General features: G+C 61.9%; 18 protein-coding genes. 8 read left to right on the forward strand and 10 right to left on the reverse strand.

Annotated elements, in window-relative coordinates:
• Positions 1-48: 48 nt before the first annotated feature.
• Together LMH93_RS07380 and LMH93_RS07385 are read right to left on the reverse strand one after the other, a co-directional pair.
• On the reverse strand, positions 49-1431 hold the full coding sequence (locus tag LMH93_RS07380; RefSeq protein ID WP_019750715.1) for an amino acid permease: 1383 nt from the start codon (positions 1429-1431) through the stop codon (positions 49-51).
• 312 nt (positions 1432-1743) lie between these two features.
• Positions 1744-2271 carry a hypothetical protein gene (locus tag LMH93_RS07385; RefSeq protein ID WP_326839529.1) on the reverse strand — a complete coding sequence of 176 codons (528 nt, stop codon included), beginning with the start codon at positions 2269-2271 and terminating at the stop codon, positions 1744-1746.
• 215 nt (positions 2272-2486) lie between these two features.
• On the opposite strand from LMH93_RS07385, the gene LMH93_RS07390 reads away from it, so the two are divergent.
• Positions 2487-3485 (forward strand): sensor domain-containing diguanylate cyclase, encoded by a 999-nt coding sequence (locus LMH93_RS07390; protein WP_014861695.1) that lies wholly within the window; start codon positions 2487-2489, stop codon positions 3483-3485.
• Between the two features lie 272 nt (positions 3486-3757).
• On the opposite strand, the gene lpdA is transcribed toward LMH93_RS07390, so the two are convergent.
• Genes lpdA through LMH93_RS07410 form a run of 4 tightly spaced genes read right to left on the reverse strand, consistent with a single transcriptional unit; the run spans position 3758 to position 8704 of the window.
• Positions 3758-5137, reverse strand: coding sequence for a dihydrolipoyl dehydrogenase (gene lpdA / locus LMH93_RS07395; protein ID WP_047604201.1), 1380 nt, complete (start codon positions 5135-5137; stop codon positions 3758-3760).
• Positions 5138-5139: 2 nt separating this feature from the next.
• Positions 5140-6411 (reverse strand): dihydrolipoamide acetyltransferase family protein, encoded by a 1272-nt coding sequence (locus LMH93_RS07400; protein WP_230064959.1) that lies wholly within the window; start codon positions 6409-6411, stop codon positions 5140-5142.
• Entirely contained in the window at positions 6412-7470 is a 1059-nt protein-coding gene (locus tag LMH93_RS07405) for an alpha-ketoacid dehydrogenase subunit beta (protein WP_012051588.1), read from the reverse strand.
• A 1-nt stretch (position 7471) separates the two neighbouring features.
• The gene (locus LMH93_RS07410; RefSeq protein WP_003254486.1) at positions 7472-8704 is read right to left on the reverse strand and encodes a 3-methyl-2-oxobutanoate dehydrogenase (2-methylpropanoyl-transferring) subunit alpha; all 1233 of its coding nucleotides are present in this window, start codon (positions 8702-8704) and stop codon (positions 7472-7474) included.
• 198 nt (positions 8705-8902) lie between these two features.
• Between LMH93_RS07410 and bkdR the strand changes: the two genes are divergently transcribed.
• The 3 genes from bkdR to LMH93_RS07425 all read left to right on the forward strand — a co-directional run bounded on the left by bkdR (position 8903) and on the right by LMH93_RS07425 (position 12358).
• Positions 8903-9388 carry a Bkd operon transcriptional regulator BkdR gene (gene bkdR, locus LMH93_RS07415; protein WP_003254485.1) on the forward strand — a complete coding sequence of 162 codons (486 nt, stop codon included), beginning with the start codon at positions 8903-8905 and terminating at the stop codon, positions 9386-9388.
• 256 nt (positions 9389-9644) lie between these two features.
• Positions 9645-10886 (forward strand): glutamine synthetase family protein, encoded by a 1242-nt coding sequence (locus LMH93_RS07420; protein ID WP_230065349.1) that lies wholly within the window; start codon positions 9645-9647, stop codon positions 10884-10886.
• Positions 10887-11017: 131 nt separating this feature from the next.
• Positions 11018-12358: an MFS transporter gene (locus LMH93_RS07425; RefSeq protein ID WP_064614948.1), complete on the forward strand. Its 1341-nt coding sequence runs from the start codon at positions 11018-11020 to the stop codon at positions 12356-12358.
• A 93-nt stretch (positions 12359-12451) separates the two neighbouring features.
• On the opposite strand, the gene LMH93_RS07430 is transcribed toward LMH93_RS07425, so the two are convergent.
• From LMH93_RS07430 to flgA, 4 genes are all read right to left on the reverse strand, one after another.
• Positions 12452-13195 (reverse strand): flagellar brake protein, encoded by a 744-nt coding sequence (locus tag LMH93_RS07430; protein WP_003254481.1) that lies wholly within the window; start codon positions 13193-13195, stop codon positions 12452-12454.
• Positions 13196-13274: 79 nt separating this feature from the next.
• A complete protein-coding gene (locus tag LMH93_RS07435) occupies positions 13275-13742 on the reverse strand; it encodes a flagella synthesis protein FlgN (protein ID WP_003254480.1) in 468 nt (155 codons plus the stop codon).
• A gap of 49 nt (positions 13743-13791) precedes the next feature.
• Positions 13792-14106, reverse strand: coding sequence for a flagellar biosynthesis anti-sigma factor FlgM (gene flgM / locus LMH93_RS07440; protein ID WP_003254479.1), 315 nt, complete (start codon positions 14104-14106; stop codon positions 13792-13794).
• A gap of 164 nt (positions 14107-14270) precedes the next feature.
• Entirely contained in the window at positions 14271-15023 is a 753-nt protein-coding gene (gene flgA, locus LMH93_RS07445) for a flagellar basal body P-ring formation chaperone FlgA (protein WP_003254477.1), read from the reverse strand.
• A gap of 77 nt (positions 15024-15100) precedes the next feature.
• On the opposite strand from flgA, the gene LMH93_RS07450 reads away from it, so the two are divergent.
• From LMH93_RS07450 to flgC, 4 genes are all read left to right on the forward strand, one after another.
• Positions 15101-16030, forward strand: a complete 930-nt coding sequence (locus tag LMH93_RS07450) for a chemotaxis protein CheV (RefSeq protein ID WP_003254476.1) — start codon at positions 15101-15103, stop codon at positions 16028-16030.
• A gap of 51 nt (positions 16031-16081) precedes the next feature.
• Entirely contained in the window at positions 16082-16909 is an 828-nt protein-coding gene (cheR, locus tag LMH93_RS07455) for a protein-glutamate O-methyltransferase CheR (protein ID WP_003254473.1), read from the forward strand.
• 472 nt (positions 16910-17381) lie between these two features.
• On the forward strand, positions 17382-17792 hold the full coding sequence (gene flgB / locus LMH93_RS07460) for a flagellar basal body rod protein FlgB (protein WP_012051595.1): 411 nt from the start codon (positions 17382-17384) through the stop codon (positions 17790-17792).
• 2 nt (positions 17793-17794) lie between these two features.
• A complete protein-coding gene (flgC, locus tag LMH93_RS07465; protein ID WP_003254469.1) occupies positions 17795-18238 on the forward strand; it encodes a flagellar basal body rod protein FlgC in 444 nt (147 codons plus the stop codon).
• The last annotated feature ends 3 nt before the right edge of the window (positions 18239-18241 follow it).

An 18241-nucleotide genomic window follows, 5' to 3' on the forward strand; every position in this document is an offset into this window, starting at 1 on the left:
TGTCGCCGTCGTGCTGCTGTTGACAGCACCTGCGCTTGGCCAGCGCTGTCATGCATCACGTTCGTGGGCTAACGCCGCGCTTGGGGCCAGCCGCTGACGCATCAGGAAGTACCCCGCCACCACCAGCAGTACCGTCAGCACCGTGAACCAGAATTGGAAACGCGATGCCGGGTCGAACGCCTGGGTGCCGATGACTGCCAGCAAGGCGAACAGCGCAATGATATTGGTGTAGGGGAACAGCCAGGCACGGAAGGCGTTTGGGGCGACCGCTTCGTGGCGGGTTTTCCTGCGCATGGCCACGTGGGCGATGATGATGAAGATCCATACGACCATGACCAGGCTGCCGGTACTCTTGGCCAAGGTCATGAACAGGTCGCCGCCACTGACAAAGTGCACGGTCAGGATCATCGTGCAGATCGACAGGCTCAGCAGCAGTGCATTGATCGGTACGCCCTTGGCACTGGTGCGTGAGAACAGCTTGGGCGCGTGACCGCGCTGGCTCAGCGAGAACAGCATGCGCGAGTTGGAGAACATGAACGAGTTCATCACCGACATGAACGAGACGAACAGCACCAGTTTCATGGCCACTGCAGCACCACCGAACCCGGCCAGGCTGAACAGCGAAACATAGGGCGAGGCCAGGTTGGCCTTGTCGGTCCAGGGCAGGCAAAGGATCAGGATCGACACAGAGCCTACGTAGAACAGCATCACCCGCAGGATCACGCTCTTGATCGCACGGATCACGTTCTGTCGCGGGTTCTCTGACTCACCCGCGGCCACAGCGGCAATTTCGCTGCCGCCCAGGGAGAAAATCACCACGATAACGCCGGCCATCACCGGTGACAGGCCGTTGGGCATGAAGCCGTCATGGGCGGTGAGGTTGATCAGGCCGGGGGCGGGAATCTCACTGTGCAGGCCGAGCAGGATCGAGACGCCCAGCAGCATGAAGATGAGGATGGTGGCGACCTTCATCGCGGCCAGCCAATACTCGACTTCGGCAAACGAACGCACCGAGTAGGCGTTGCTGGCCATGAGTGTCACCAGCATCAGGAAGGCACCTGCCCAGATCGGTAGCCAGGGCAGGAAGTCATGCAGGATGGCGCCCAGCAGTACCGCTTCCAGGGTGATGGTCATCATCGACTTGAACCAGTACAGCCAGCCGACCGCAAACCCTGCCCAGTCACCGAGGTAGGTGTTGGCGTAGGTCGAGAACGACCCTGCATCCGGGTTGCGGCAGGCCATTTCGCCCAGCATGAACATGACCAGGGTGACCACCAGGCCACCAATGAAATACGACAGTATGGCCGCGGGCCCTGCCGATGCGATCAGTGAGCCCGAGCCCATGAACAGCCCTGCACCGATCACCCCACCCAGCGCGATCATGGTGATATGCCGCTGCTTGAGGCTTTGCTTCAAACCGTGTGATTGCATTTCCTTGTCCTCTCTTATTTTAGGAGGGATCCGACATCGTCCCCCTACGCAGGCATCGTCATGCGCCTGCGTCCACGCGTGGCAAATAGCTACCAGCCTGCCACCCTGGACAATAAGGCCAAGGACCTCAAACGAATTCTCTGCACAACATCCTGCCGATTTTTCCTGAGACCAGTCATGGCGCCGGCAGCGTTGCAGTTGACGAAGCCATGCACCACCTGAACATCGACGCCACCGCACGCCTTCAAACCGCTCAGGCTGGGGCGCCTTGGACGAACCGCGGCGCTCTCCTTACCGGCCGCTGGCATTCCCTCACACCGGGCTTGCCGCTTGTTGCTCTTCATCCACGCCGCCGTCCACCTTGGCGACCTGCTCTTGCGCTTTCTCCTCGATCTTGCGCTTGATGTCTTCTTTCATGCGCTGGGCGATCAACTCGTCGACCTTTGCTTTCATTTCGGGCGGCAGGGCGTCGTACTCTTCTTCGGTCAAGCCTATTTCACGCAGCAGTTTTTCCTTGATCATCTCGCCGGGCGACTTGGACATGAAGTCATGAAATTCCTGCCGGGCAGTCTTGGACGGCAGGGGTTCTCCGATGACCGGCTCGGTGGTCGCAGAACCCAGGTTTTGCAGCATCACCTTGAATTTGGCAAAGGCTTCTGCACGAGCATCCTCTGCGTTTTGCTGAGCGGTGCTGCCTCCATTCTGCTGTTGGCTCGCCGTGTTGGCGGTGGATATTGGCGTGCGGACCGGTGCAATCTGGGCCACTGCCTGCTCATCGCTGGTGGACCGAGGCTGATGGAGCGTAGGCTGCCAGCTGACGCCGTTAGGGGCGATTATCATGTTTCCTCCTTGGAAATCTCGTTGGCAGGTACCAAGCGCAAAAGCCATGCCAGCGCTGTGCCGGTCGAAATCAGGGCGTTGGCACTATTTCGGTTGCACGCGGGTGGGCATATGCTTGCCCGTGATAGGCATCATCTTGCCGCTCGCGGCAATCAACACCACTGTCGGCAGCCCCTTGATCGGAGCGCAGTTGCTGGGCATCAGGGAGAGCGTCCATGAGTCAAGACACCAGGCCGGTACCTGCCGGCTTCAGTGAACAGCAGTTGCACACCTTGTTCGATTTGATCAGCGACGGCATCTGGGACTGGAATGCCAATACCGGCTACGTTTATCGCAACCCGGGCTGGTACAACATGCTGGGTTATGCCAGCCACTCCATGGCCAACTCGGTATTTACCTGGGAAAGCGTGATCCATCCCGAAGACTACCCCCGGGTAATGGCCCATTTCGAGGCCTATATCAATCAGCGCAACGAGCGCTACCGCATTGAATACCGTTGCCGTTGTCAGGACGGCAGCTACATCTGGATCGAAGACAGCGGCTACGTCATCGCGCATAACGAGGACGGTTCCGTGGCACGCATGCTGGGTGCGCATCGCAATATCGACGCTGGCAAGCGCTTGGTGACGCAACTGGAACAGAAGAACCAGTCGCTGGAATTTCAGGTGGCCGAACGCACCCGTGAGTTGTCCTGGGTGAACCAGCAGTTGCAGCGGCAACTGGACGAAAACCGTGAATTGGCCGAACGCGATGCGTTGACCCGTGTCGCCAACCGTTACCGGCTGGAGAGCGCGTTGCAGCGGGAGTGCCAGCGCGCCCAGCGCTTCCGCCAGCCGTTGTCGCTGATCGCCATGGACATGGATGATTTCAAGCCGATCAACGACCGCTACGGTCACGCCCGTGGCGATGCGGCACTGGTCCGGGTGGCCGAAAGCCTGCGCACCTGCTTGCGCGAACTGGACCTGCTGGCGCGCTGGGGCGGCGACGAGTTCGTCATCGTGCTGCCGCAGACCGCGCTGGGGGAGGCGCTGGATGTGGCGGCGCGCTTGCGCCAGGTGCTGGAGCAGGTGGAGCCGGTGGGTGATTGCCGGCTGACCATGAGCTATGGCGTGGTGCAATGGCTGGAAGGGGAGGACCAGCACGCGCTGCTGGCGCGTGCCGACAAGGCGCTCTACAGGGCCAAGGGTACAGGCAAGAACGCAATTGCCGAGTAGCTAGTGTGGTGTTTCACAAATAACGACCATAATTCGCGGCGCTTTTTGCGCTCATGCGGCGTTGTCGCTCCTCGCCGTAGCTGGGCTACGACTCGTCGCGACGCCTTGCCTGAGCGCAAAAATCGCTCGCGAGTTATTGGCCGTATTTGCAAAACACCACACTAGCCCCTCAAAGAGCGCGCTGTTTTCTGAAGGCTTAGATGGCCTGAATGAAAAAAGACCCGCAGCGCCTCTCGGCGCAGCGGGCCAAATCGGCCTCGGCCGCTTCAGTGTCAGATATGCAAGGCGTGGCCCAGGGCGCGCAGTGCGGCTTCCTGTACCGCTTCACCCAGCGTGGGGTGGGCATGAATGGTGCCGGCCACATCTTCCAGGCACGCGCCCATCTCCAGCGATTGGGCAAACGCTGTGGACAGTTCGGAAACCGCCACGCCAACCGCCTGCCAACCCACGATCAGGTGGTTGTCACGGCGCGCCACCACCCGCACGAAACCGCTTTTCGACTCCAGGCTCATGGCCCGGCCATTGGCGGCAAACGGGAACTGCGCGACGATGCAGTCCAGGCCCTGCTGGCTGGCTTGTTCCGGTGTCTTGCCGACCACCACCACTTCCGGGTCGGTAAAGCACACGGCGGCAATCGCTGCCGGCTCGAAGCGTCGGGCCTTGCCGGCGATGATTTCGGCGACCATCTCGCCTTGGGCCATGGCCCGGTGCGCCAGCATCGGTTCGCCAGCGACGTCGCCGATGGCCCAGACGTTGTGCATGCTGGTATGACAGCGCTCGTCGATGGCAATGGCGGCGCCGTTCATCTTCAGGTCCAGGCATTCCAGGTTGAAGCCTTTGGTGCGTGGCCGGCGGCCCACGGCCACCAGTACCTGGTCGGCCTCCAGGCGCAGTTGCCCACCCTTGCCGTCGCTGGCCAGCAGGCAGCCATTTTCGTAGCCCTCGACGCTGTGGCCCAGGTGCAACGCTATGCCCAGTTTCTTCAGCGACTCGGCCACCGGGGCGGTCAATTCGCTGTCGTAGGTCGGCAGGATGCGTTCGCGCGCTTCCACCACACTCACCTGTGCACCCAGCTTGCGATAGGCAATGCCCAGTTCCAGGCCGATATAGCCACCGCCGACCACCACCAGGTGTTGCGGCAGGGCTTTCGGCGCCAGGGCTTCGGTCGAGGAAATCACCGGGCCACCCAGCGGCAGCATCGGCAGTTCGACACTGCTGGAACCGGTCGCCAGCAACAGATGCTCGCACTGGATACGCTGGCCATCGACCTCGACCTGCTTGCCGTCCAGTACCTTGGCCCAGCCATGCACTACTTTCACCCCGTGCTTTTTCAGCAGGGCGGCAACACCGGTGGTCAGGCGGTCGACAATGCCGTCCTTCCAGGTGACGCTCTGGCCGATGTCCAGGCGCGGCGAAGCCACGCTGATGCCCAGCGGCGAGGGTTCGGTAAAGCGCGAGGCCTGGTGAAACTGCTCGGCCACGTGGATCAGCGCCTTGGACGGGATGCAGCCGATGTTCAGGCAGGTGCCGCCCAGTGCCTGGCCTTCCACCAGTACGGTAGGAATGCCCAGTTGCCCGGCGCGGATGGCTGCTACATAGCCGCCAGGGCCGCCGCCGATGATCAACAGGGTAGTCTGGATAATCTGTTGCATGCTCACTCCACGAACAGGCAGGCGGGTTGTTCGAGCAGGCCACGCACGGCCTGGATGAACAGGGCGGCGTCCATGCCATCGACCACGCGATGGTCGAACGAGCTGGACAGGTTCATCATCTTGCGCACGACGATCTGGCCGTCGATCACCACTGGCCGTTCGACCATGCGGTTGACCCCGACGATTGCCACTTCCGGGGTGTTGACCACCGGCGTGCTGACAATGCCACCCAAGGCGCCAAGGCTGGTCAGGGTGATGGTCGAGCCGGACAGCTCTTCACGGCTGGCCTTGTTGTTACGTGCAGCGTTGGCCAGGCGCGAAATCTCGCCGGCATTGGCCCACAGGCTGCCCGCTTCGGCGTGGCGCAGCACGGGTACCATCAGGCCGTTGTCACCCTGGGTGGCAATACCCACATGCACCGCGCCATGGCGGGTGATGATCTGCGCTTCGTCGTCGTAGGTCGCGTTGATCTGCGGGAAGTCACGCAGCGCTACGACCAGGGCGCGCACCAGGAATGGCAGCAAGGTCAGCTTGCCGCGGCTGTCGCCGTGCTTGCTGTTGAGTTGCTGGCGCAGGGCTTCCAGGGCGGTGACGTCGATTTCCTCGACATAACTGAAGTGCGCGACCCGGCGTTTGGCGTCCTGCATGCGCTGGGCGATCTTGCGGCGCAGGCCGATCACTGGCACCTGTTCGCTGTCGGTGCGCTTGGCATAACCATCAGGTGCTTGCCCGGCATTGCTTTGCGGCTTGCTCATGAAGGCGTCGAGGTCTTCGTGCAGAATGCGCCCGGCCGGGCCGCTACCATGCACATAACGCAGTTCGATACCGGCGTCCAGGGCGCGTTTGCGCACGGCCGGCGAGGCCAGCGGCTTGTCGCCCGGCTGGCGCGGCACGATGGGCGCAGCTTCGTGGTTGACGGGCGCCTGGTACACGGCGGGTTTTACGTCTTTCTGCGGTTCCGGCTTGGCTGCAGTGGGGACCGCCGGGGCCTCTACCGGTTTTGGCTGAGGCACATCCACATGGTTGCCACTGCCTTCCACTTCGATGCGGATCAGTTCGCTACCGACCGCCATCACTTCCCCGGGCTGGCCACCCAGGGCCAACACCTTGCCGCTGACCGGCGAGGGGATTTCCACGGTGGCCTTGTCGGTCATGACGTCGGCCACCACCTGGTCCTCGGCGATGATGTCGCCGACCTTGACGAACCATTCCACCAACTCGACCTGCGCGATGCCTTCGCCAATGTCCGGCATCTTGATGACGTGCGTGCCCATTCAGACCTCCATGACCTTTTTCAGTGCCGCACCTACCCGCGAAGGGCCTGGGAAGTAAGCCCATTCCTGTGCGTGAGGGTAGGGGGTGTCCCAGCCGGTGACGCGCTCGATCGGCGCCTCCAGGTGGTGGAAGCAGTGCTCCTGCACCAGCGACACCAGCTCGGCACCGAAGCCGCAGGTGCGGGTGGCCTCGTGCACCACCACGCAACGGCCGGTCTTTTTCACCGACTCGACGATGGTGTCCAGGTCCAGCGGCCACAGGCTGCGCAGGTCGATCACTTCGGCATCGACGCCGCTTTCTTCGGCGGCCACCTGGGCCACGTACACCGTGGTGCCGTAGGTCAGCACGGTCACGTCATTGCCAGGGCGGGTAATGGCGGCCTTGTCCAGCGGTACGGTGTAATAACCGTCGGGCACGGCGCTGTGCGGGTGCTTCGACCACGGTGTTACCGGGCGGTCGTGGTGGCCATCGAACGGGCCGTTGTACAGGCGTTTGGGCTCCAGGAAGATTACCGGGTCGTCGCATTCGATCGAGGCAATCAGCAGGCCTTTGGCGTCATAAGGGTTGGACGGCATCACGGTGCGCAGGCCGCACACCTGGGTGAACATCGCTTCCGGGCTCTGGCTGTGAGTCTGGCCGCCATAGATGCCGCCGCCGCAAGGCATGCGCAGGGTCAGCGGGGCAATGAACTCGCCGGCCGACCGGTAACGCAGGCGTGCCAGCTCGGAGACGATCTGGTCGGAGGCCGGGTAGAAGTAGTCGGCGAACTGGATCTCCACCACCGGGCGCAGGCCATAGGCACCCATGCCCACGGCGGTACCGACGATGCCGCTCTCGGAGATTGGCGCGTCGAACACGCGCGATTTGCCGTACTTGTTCTGCAGGCCTTCGGTGCAGCGGAACACGCCGCCGAAGTAACCGACGTCCTGGCCGTACACCACCACATTGTCGTCGCGCTCAAGCATGACATCCATGGCCGAGCGCAGGGCCTGGATCATGGTCATGGTAGTGGTGGCCATGGCGGTTTCCGGGTTGATGCTGTTGTTGTGGTCGTTCATCTCAAACCCCCAGTTCCTGGCGTTGACGGCGCAGGTGTTCGGGCATCTCCTTGTACACATCCTCGAACATCGAGGCGGCGCTCGGGATGTGCCCGTTGGCCAGGGTGCCGTACTGCTCGGCTTCTTTCTGTGCGGCAATCACCGCAGCTTCGAGCTCGGCCGTGACGGCCTGGTGTTCTTCCTCGGACCAGTGGCCGATCTTGATCAGGTGCTGCTTCAGGCGGGCGATCGGGTCACCCAGCGGGAAGTGGCTCCAGTCGTCGGCAGGGCGGTACTTGGAGGGGTCGTCCGACGTCGAGTGCGGGCCGGCACGGTAGGTGACCCACTCGATCAGGCTTGGGCCCAGGCCGCGGCGGGCGCGCTCGGCCGCCCAGCGCGAGGCGGCGTACACGGCGACGAAGTCGTTGCCGTCAACCCGCAGCGAAGCAATACCGCAACCCACGCCACGGCCGGCAAAGGTGGTCGACTCGCCACCGGCGATGGCCTGGAAGGTGGAAATGGCCCACTGGTTGTTGACCACGTTGAGGATGACCGGGGCGCGGTATACGTGGGCAAAGGTAAGGGCGGTGTGGAAGTCTGACTCGGCAGTAGCGCCGTCACCGATCCATGCCGAGGCGATCTTGGTATCGCCCTTGATCGCCGATGCCATGGCCCAGCCGACCGCCTGTACGAACTGGGTCGCCAGGTTGCCGCTGATGGTGAAGAAGCCAGCTTCGCGCACCGAGTACATGATCGGCAACTGGCGGCCCTTGAGGGGGTCGCGCTCGTTGGACAGCAGTTGGCAGATCATCTCGACCAGCGACACGTCGCGGGCCATCAGGATGCTTTGCTGGCGGTAGGTCGGGAAGCACATGTCGGTGCGGTTCAGCGCCAGCGCCTGGCCGCTGCCGATGGCTTCTTCGCCCAGGCTTTGCATGTAGAAGGACATCTTCTTCTGGCGCTGGGCAACCACCATGCGGCTGTCGAAGATCCGCGTCTTGAGCATGGCGCGCATGCCTTGACGAAGGATCTGCGGGTCAATGTCTTCGGCCCAGGGGCCTTGCGCGTCGCCTTGCTCGTCGAGCACGCGGACCAGGCTGTAGGACAGGTCGGCAGTGTCGGCAGCATCGACATCGATCGCGGGTTTACGGGCTTGACCTGCATCGTTGAGGCGCAGGTAGGAAAAATCGGTCTGGCAGCCTGGCCGGCCGGTGGGCTCGGGCACATGCAAACGCAGGGGGGCGTACTCGTTCATGCTTTTTACGCTCGCTCGGGTATTTGTTTTTGTGAGCTCTGAAGCGGCCGCCGCTGAGTACCGGCTTGTGACTGGTAAGTCAGCGTCACCTACATCTTAGTGGCCCGGCAGGAGAATTTTTCTCTCAAGTTGATTGCCTTTGCTGAGCGGGGCAGATAAACATTCCGCATAAACACAAAAAACCGGTGATTTTGTCTTATGCGCAAACTCGATCGTACCGATATCGGCATTCTCAACAGCCTGCAAGAGAACGCCCGCATCACCAATGCCGAGCTGGCACGCTCGGTGAACCTGTCGCCCACGCCTTGTTTCAACCGGGTGCGGGCCATGGAAGAGCTGGGGGTGATCCGCCAGCAGGTGACCTTGCTGTCGCCTGAGGTGCTGGGGCTGGATGTGAATGTGTTTATCCATGTCAGCCTGGAAAAACAGGTGGAGCAGTCGTTGCATCGGTTTGAAGAAGAGATCGCCGAGCGGCCCGAGGTGATGGAGTGCTACCTGATGACCGGGGACCCGGATTACCTGTTGCGGGTGCTGCTGCCGAGCATCCAGGCGCTGGAGCGGTTTCTCGATTACCTGACGCGCTTGCCGGGGGTGGCCAATATTCGTTCGAGTTTTGCCCTGAAGCAGGTGCGCTACAAGACGGCGTTGCCGTTGCCGGCCAATGGCATGACCTTGCGAGAGTAGGGGGGGGCTGTGCCGGCCTCTTCGCGGGTGAACCCGCTCCTACACGGGTCGCCCCCACCTGTAGGCGCGGGGTCACCCGCGAAGAGGCCGACACAGGCACCTATATAGGCTGCTTGATATTTTAAACACCCGCAGCCTATGTTGTTGTCAGCCTACAACAACAAGGACAAGCGTCATGAGCACCGCTCAGCTCCAGGGCATCGATGAAATCGAATGCGTCACCCCCGACCTCAACGGCGTCCCGCGCGGCAAGGTGATGACCGCCGACGGCTTCCTCGAAGGCCGTCGCCTGCAGATGGCCCGGGGTGTGCTGCTGCAGTGCATTATGGGCGGCTACCCAGCGGCGAAATTCTACGGCAGTGATGACGGCGACCTGGCACTGGTGGCCGAACCCAGTCAGGTCCACCGCCTGCCCTGGAGCAAGGACGGCCGCGCCTTGGCCATCTGCGATGCCAACGAGCTGGATGGCCGGCCCTCGGCACTGTCCACCCGGGGCCAGCTGAAGGCCGTGATAGCCCGCTATGCGGCACTGGGCCTGGCGCCGGTAGTGGCAACCGAGCTGGAGTTCTTCGTCTTTGCCCCCAACACCGACCCGCAGCAACCGTTCCTGCCGCCTGTAGGCAGCGATGGCCGCCGCGAGCTGGGCCATTCGGCGTTCAGTGTCAGTTCCAACAATGGCCTGCGCCCGTTCTTCAAGGAGGTGTACCACTGCATGGCCGCGCTCGGCCTGCCACGTGACACCTTCATGCACGAAATGGGTGTCAGCCAGTTCGAGATCAACCTGCTGCACGGCGACCCGCTGCTGTTGGCCGACCAGACCTTCCTGTTCAAGCACCTGCTCAAGGAAGTGGCGCTCAAGCACGGGCTGACCGTAGTCTGCATGGCCAAGCCGCTGGCGCGTACGCCCGGCAGTTCCATGCACATTCACCAGAGCCTGGTCGAGGCCGGCAGCGGGCGTAACGTGTTCAGTGACGAGCAGGGCCTGCCGACAGACACCTTCCACCACTTCATCGGTGGGTTGCAGGCGTGCATGGCCGACTTCACCGCCCTGTTCGCGCCCAACGTCAATTCCTACCAGCGCCTGTGCCACCCCTATGCCTCGCCGAACAATGCGTGCTGGTCCGAGGACAATCGCGCTGCTGGCTTGCGCATTCCGGCCAGTGCACCGGTCGCCCGACGGGTGGAGAACCGCCTGCCTGGCGCCGATGCCAACCCGTACCTGGCCATTGCTGCCAGCCTGGCCGCCGGGCTGCATGGCATCGAGCAGCGCTTGCAGCCATCGCCGGCCATCCAGGGCGAATTCGAAGTGCCCGAGCACCTGAGCCTGCCGTGCACGCTGCACGCGGCCCTTGAAAGGCTCAAGCGCGGCACGCTGGCGCGGGAACTGTTCGGCAGCGAGTTCATCGAAGGCTACATTGCCAGCAAGACCCTTGAGCTGAGCGATTTCTTCGACGAGATCACGCCGTGGGAGCGCCGGGTCCTGGCGGCACAGGCCTGAGCGCGACACAACCTGCACCGGGCACGCCCCCGCAGTGCCAAATAGCTGTCGGGGGCCTGCGCCAGGCGGTTTTTGCCTTTATGCTGCTAGCACCCAAAACTGCCACCTGACCAGGGAGCTCCACGGGACGTATGCGAAATGTATGGAAGCCGTTTCAGTCGTTGTATTTCGCCGCGCTGATGATGTTGATCGGCTCGGGCCTGCTCAGCACCTACCTGGCCCTGCGCCTGGCTGCCGACCACGTCGACAGCCTGTGGGTGGGTGCGTTGATGGCGGCCAACTACTTTGGTCTGGCGGTTGGCGGCAAGGTTGGCCACCGGCTGATAGGACGGGTAGGGCACATACGCGCCTATGCCACCTGTGCCGGTATCGTCGGCGCTGCGGTGCTCGGTCATGGCCTGACCAGTTGGCTGCCGGCCTGGGTCGGGCTGCGCATGATCGTCGGCCTGGGGATGATGTGCCAATACATGGTCATCGAGAGCTGGCTCAATGAGCAGGCCGATGTGAAACACCGGGGCGCGGTGTTCAGCGGCTACATGATTGCCTCGTACCTGGGGCTGGTGCTTGGCCAGTTGATTCTGGTGGTGCACCCGCAGCTCGGCCCTGAGTTGCTGATGCTGGTGGCGATGTGCTTTGCCCTGTGCCTGGTGCCCGTGGCGATGACCCGGCGTATTCACCCGGCGCCCTTGCGCCCGGCACCGATGGAGCCGAAGTTCTTCATCAAGCGCGTGCCGCAGTCGCTCAGTACGGTTTTGGGCTCGGGGCTGATTGTCGGCTCGTTCTACGGTCTGGCGCCTTTATATGCGTCAAGCCAGGGGATGAGTACCGAGCAGATTGGTCTGTTCATGGGTAGCTGCATTTTTGCCGGCCTGCTGGTGCAGTGGCCGCTGGGCTGGTTGTCTGACCGTTATGACCGGGCGGTGCTGATTCGGAGTGTGGCAGTGGGGCTGGCGCTGGCTGCTGCGCCATTGGCGATACTGCCCAGTGTGCCGCTGGAGTTGCTGTTCGGTATCGGCTTCCTGATCTCGTTGCTGCAGTTTTGCCTGTACCCGCTGGCGGTTGCCTTTTCCAATGACCACGTGGAAAGCGAGCGCCGGGTATCGCTGACGGCGATGCTGTTGGTGACCTACGGTGTGGGCGCATGCGTCGGCCCCCTGGCGGCTGGGGTTCTGATGAAAGTGCTGGGCGCGCAGATGCTGTATGCCTTCTTCGTATTCTTTGCCCTGGTGCTGGTCTGGCGTATTCGGCCGAAAGCGGTTACCGGCCTGCATCAGGTGCAGGACGCACCGCTGGGCCACGTGGCGATGCCGGCGGCCGGTTCGCCGTTGTCGGCGGCGCTGGACCCGCGGGTGGATGAGCAGACGGTGCAGGACGTGATGCAGGCGCCGGTGGCGGCTGAAGACACCGAGGATGAAGAGAAGGGCGCGCAGCAACAGGCGCCTGAACCTGAAGAGGTCAGCAAGTCGGTGTAGGAGCGGGTTTACCCGCGAAGAGGCCAGCCCAGCAGAAACACAAATGAAAACGCCACCTCAGCAGGTGGCGTTTTCTGTTTTACCGACCGACGATCAATAATCGTCCTTGTCGAACCGCCGCGCCTCACGCTGCAGCTGGTACACAAAACTCTCGATCTTGCGTTGAGCCTGCCCGCTCAGGTTGTGGAAGCGTACGCCGGCAAAGGTGGTGTTGATGCGCTCTTCATAGTGCAGATGACGCAGCTCGACCATGGTGTCCACCAGGCCCAGTGGGTTGCCCGCCTTGAAACGCTCATACACCTGGCCCAGTTGCAAACGGTCTTCGACATTGCCTTCAAAGCGCAGTTTGCAGCCAGTGGCCGAGATATCCAGCAGCTTGCCTCGCATGGCGCCGTTGCCCTTCAGGTGAGCACCGTCGAGGATGATGTCGACCAGCTGCGATAGCTTCAGCGCGGCGCGGAAGGCGTTGCGGCGCTGGTGATAGGTCATCTCTTGCGGCAGGGCGCCGCTGTAGCAACGGTGGCCGTCGACTTCGCTGATTTTCAGCGTGTGATCGCATTCCCAGGCGATGCGTACACCATCGTGGAAGCCTTCGACACGGAAGTGCTCGCCGTTCTCAATGAATTTCTCGCCGTCACGGGGGATCATCTCATCCAGTGCCAGGGTGTTGCTTTCGCGGTCCACGTGCACCACATAGCTCTGGAAGCGCTGGCTGCGGTCGTGGAAGGTGATGATCAGGGGGTCGTGGCTTTCCTGCAGCTGCCGCAAGTTGGCCGCAATCTCCAAGGGGGTGCTCAACACCTTGGGTGGTTGCGGGGCATCGGATTCATTGAACACAGCTTATCGTTCTCCAGGCAAAAGCGACACACGCAAGTAACGGCATTTTGCCACTATGTTCTGTGCCTTGATAGAAAAATCACACTTGGCTGAGCGCGCGCGGCTTGGCCAGCGGCGAGGTGCTGCCACGGCTGTCGTAGAGCGAAGGCGAGTCGCCGCCCTGAAGGATGCGAATCTGGTTGTTGGTGACGTGTTGCTGCACCTGGATGATCCGGCCATTGGTCTGGTTGACCTGCTGGCACTCGTCCATCAGTTGCGACAACATGTCGAGCCGCTGCAGCATCACATCACCATGGGGTGACTGCGCGGCTACAGCCTGCACGCCGGTGCGGTCGGCACTCAGGCCCAGGCTGCCGAGCAATTGGCTGCGGCGCTGGCCGTGCTGCTCGAGCAAGATGATCAACGACTGCTTACGCGCCAGGATTTGCTCCAGCAGCGGCATGTCGCGGCCATGCAGGGCGATTGCTTCCTTGTGCAGAAGGTCGAGCAGTTCCTGCATCGGGGCAATGTCATCTTCGATCAGTTGCAGCAAGGTGGTGTCGTGCATGGCTAACTCTTGGCTTTTCTGGCGTCCGTGAAGTCAGCGCGCCGTACGGTCAGCGCTGGGCTTCGAAATCAAGCAGTTTGCTGGCGACCCGGCCGGCATCGACCTGGTAGCTGCCGTCGGCGATTGCCTGCTTCAACTGGGCCACACGGGCGCTGTTGACCACGGGCTCGTCGCGCAGCTTGTCGCTGATTTTCTGCAACTGCTGTGCCTCCTGGCTGAGGTGTACCGCCTCTCCGCTGGCGCTGGTGTCTTTCACCGCTTCCTGGCTGGCTGCCGGTTTTTCGGCGCTGCCGGACGCGGTGTTGCCGCGCACGCCGCCCGTGACGGACGGAGAGTTATTCAAACGACTGAAGTCGATGACCATGATCAGAAACCTCTGGGTATTTGGACGCTTGCCTTGTTTTCGGCCAACCCGATATAAACTTTAGGCACAAATGCATTGCCGCCTGTCGGCAAGCCCGCGAACCCGTGTTCTGACACAGTTTAGGAAAAGCGGTTCCTCACTGCCAGCGCAATCTGGTGGCTGGCCTACATACTGACCTCGACTTGGCCCGGGCCGGTCACCCTGGCCTTGACCACGCGTTTTGAATTGAGGTTGCGTACCCGGATCTGCTCGCTCAGGCCGCCCTTGCTCAGGGCTTCGCCCGGCATGCGCACACTCAGGCTGCCACTGCGGGCAATGATCACCACCTGGTCACCCTTGCGCACTACCTCGGCCTGTTCCAGGTGTTGCGGGGTGAGCACCTGGTCGATCACCGTGGGGCGCAGCATCTTCATGCCCACCGCCTGGTCCAGCTCGGTCAGAAAGCCCTGGCCCAGGGTGCCGACATCGCGCTCGCGCAGGGCCACGTCACCTTCGCCGACCGTGTTGTCGCGCTTGAGCGGGCGGGTCACCACCACCACGTCGCGGAAAAGTCGCACGGTGGCCGGCACAAATACCGTCCACGGTGCTGCGCCGTTGCAACGTACCCGTACCGTCACCCGGCCCAGCGGCTGGGCCGGGCTTTCCAGTGAGGCGTCCAGCTGCTGGCTGCACAACGGCATGCGCAGGCGTGGGTCCAGCGGGTTGACCTGGATTTCATAGCGGCCGGCGGTCTGGGTAGTGGACAGATAATCTTCAACGGTGAATTCAAGAAACCCTTGGGTGACACCGATAAGCTGTTCAGGCAAGGTGAACGCGTTCGCCACCGTGCGAACGCCGGGCATCAGCAGGCACAGCGTGGCCAGCGGGCCAGTCAGCAGGCGTGTCAATCGTCGGGAAAATGTCGTTTTCGTGTGCATGACACTCAAAAAAGCAAAGCCCGTGCCGACTCGCTACCTGAGTTGCAACGAAAGGCTGAAACGTTAAGGAGTCTGGCATGGCGGGTGTTATGGATTCGGTCAACCAGCGCACGCAGCTGGTGGGGCAGAATCGCCTGGAATTGCTGCTGTTCCGCCTCAATGGCGAACAGCTTTACGGCATCAATGTGTTCAAGGTCAGGGAAGTACTGCAATGCCCTGCGCTGACCCTGCTGCCCAAGGCGCACCCTGTGGTGCGTGGCGTTGCCAATATTCGTGGGTCGACCATCCCGATCCTCGACTTGTCGATGGCCACCGGGTTGCGACCGCTGCAGGAAGACACACGCAACAGCTTCGTGATCATCACCGAGTACAACACCAAGACCCAAGGCTTCCTGGTGCATTCGGTGGAGCGCATCGTCAACATGAACTGGGAAGAGATCCATCCGCCACCCAAGGGTACTGGCCGTGATCACTACCTCACCGCGGTCACCCGGGTGGACAACCGCATGGTCGAGATCATCGACGTGGAGAAGGTGCTGGCCGAAGTGTCGCCGTCGTCCGAGTCGGTATCGGCCGGTGTGATCGATGCCGAAGTGCAGGACAAGGCGGTGTTGATGCGGGTGCTGACCGTCGACGACTCGTCAGTGGCGCGCAAGCAGGTCAGCCGTTGCTTGCAGACCGTTGGGGTCGAGGTGGTGGCGCTCAATGATGGCCGTCAGGCACTGAACTACCTGCGTCAGCTGGTGGATGAGGGCAAAAAGCCGGAAGAAGAGTTCCTGATGATGATCTCGGACATTGAAATGCCGGAAATGGACGGATATACGCTGACCGCGGAGATTCGCAGCGATCCGCGCATGCAAAAATTGCACATCTGCCTGCATACTTCGCTTTCCGGGGTGTTCAACCAGGCAATGGTCAAGAAGGTCGGCGCCGATGACTTCCTGGCCAAGTTCAAGCCGGACGACCTGGCCCAACGGGTGGTCGACCGGATCAAGGCAGCGCATTGAAGCAGCCGGGGGCATGCCCCCGGCACCAGTGATTGAAAAGAGGCGGCAGTAGTGTCTACGGGTAATTTGGATTTCGAACAGTTCCGGGTCTTCCTGGAGAAAGCCTGTGGCATCCTGCTGGGCGAGAATAAGCAGTACCTGGTTTCCAGCCGTCTCAACAAGCTGATGGAACAACAGGGCATCAAGAGCCTGGGTGAGCTGGTGCAGCGCATTCAGGCCCAGCCGCGCGGTGGTTTGCGCGAGCAGGTGGTCGATGCCATGACCACCAACGAGACCCTGTGGTTTCGCGACACCTACCCCTTTGAGGTGTTGAAGAACAAGGTGATCCCCGAGTTCATCCGCAGCAACCCCGGCCAGCGCCTGCGCATGTGGTCGGCGGCCTGTTCGTCGGGGCAGGAGCCGTATTCCATCTCGATGGCGATCGACGAGTTCGAGCGCAGCAACCTCGGCCAGTTGAAGATGGGGGCGCAGATCGTCGCCACCGACCTCTCCGGCACCATGCTGACCAACTGCAAGACCGGCGAATACGATAGCCTGGCGATTGCCCGCGGCCTGTCCCAGGAGCGCCTGCAGCGCTACTTCGACCCCAAGGGGCCGGGGCGTTGGGCGGTCAAGCCAGCGATTCGCAGCCGTGTCGAGTTTCGCTCGTTCAACCTGCTCGACAGCTATGCCAGTCTGGGCAAGTTCGACATCGTGTTCTGCCGCAATGTGCTGATCTATTTCTCGGCGCAGGTGAAGAAGGACATCCTGCTGCGCATTCACAGTACCCTCAAGCCAGGTGGCTACCTGTTCCTCGGCGCCTCGGAAGCGCTGAACGGCTTGCCGGACCATTACCAGATGGTGCAGTGCAGCCCGGGGATCATCTACCAGGCCAAGTAAGCACGAAGGCCGGTATCGAGAGATGCCGGTCTTTTTGTTTGCCTATCCGCTGTTCCTGCCGAGCTCCCCGTAGGACCGGGTTTACCCGCGAAGAGGTCGGCCCTGCTGGCCAATCTTCACCCGCCGTTCACCGTTGCTGCCGCTACCGTATTCGCGGGTAAACCCGCTCCTACGACGGATCGGGGGTGGACATAGGTCGGTGGTTGGGCACAGGCCGCGTGTAGGAGCGGGTTTACCCGCGAAGAGGCCCGCACAGGAAAACACTGACGTCAATTTTTTGTTTTGCCGCGTTTGCCGCCCATCAATTGCCGCTTTTGTCACCTCAGGCGGAAGGCCTTTGCCGCTTTTCTGGCATCAACCTGACAGTACTGCGCCGCAATCCTCCCTAAACACGGGCTTTTCAGTGGTTGGCACAGCCCTTGCTATACCTTGCTCAACGAAATTCCGGTCAACCTCTGAAGGTTTCCCCGACATGAGCATCAGTTTCGACAAGGCGCTTGGTATCCACGAAAAGGCCCTGGGCTTCCGCGCTCAGCGCGCCGAGGTGTTGGCCAACAATATCGCCAACGCCGACACGCCCAATTACAAGGCGCGTGACATGGACTTTTCTTCGGTGCTCGCCGCCGAGACCAGCAAGCAGCAAGGCGGCCGCTTCGCCATGGACCGTACCAACAGCCGGCATATCGAAGCCGAAGGCCTCGCCATCGCGGCTGACGATACCCTCAAGTACCGCACGCCGCTGCAGCCCTCGATCGACCAGAACACCGTGGATGCGCAGATCGAGCAATCGAACTACACGGAAAACGCGATTGGCTTCCAGGCCAGCTTCACCTTGCTCAACAGTAAATTCAAAGGGCTGGTTTCCGCCCTGCGGGGAGAATGACCATGTCCCTTTCCAGTGTCTTCAACATTGCCGGTAGCGGCATGAGCGCACAGAACACGCGTCTGAACACCGTGGCGTCCAACATCGCCAACGCCGAGACCGTGTCTTCGAGCATCGACCAGACGTACCGCGCCCGCCACCCGGTGTTCGCCACCACTTTCCAGAATGCACAGGCCGGCAGCAGCCAGTCGCTGTTCGAAGACCAGGGCGAGGCAGGGCAGGGCGTGCAGGTAAAAGGCATCGTCGAAGACCAGAGCACGCTGGAAGCACGCTACGAGCCTAACCACCCGGCGGCGAACAAGGACGGCTACGTCTACTACCCGAACGTCAATGTGGTCGAGGAGATGGCTGACATGATCTCCGCCAGCCGCGCGTTTCAGACCAACGCTGAACTGATGAACACGGCCAAGAACATGATGCAGAAAGTGCTGACCCTGGGGCAGTGATAG

Origin of the sequence: Pseudomonas sp. CIP-10, assembly GCF_020911845.1 — a bacterium.
Classification (GTDB): Bacteria; Pseudomonadota; Gammaproteobacteria; order Pseudomonadales; family Pseudomonadaceae; genus Aquipseudomonas; species Aquipseudomonas alloputida.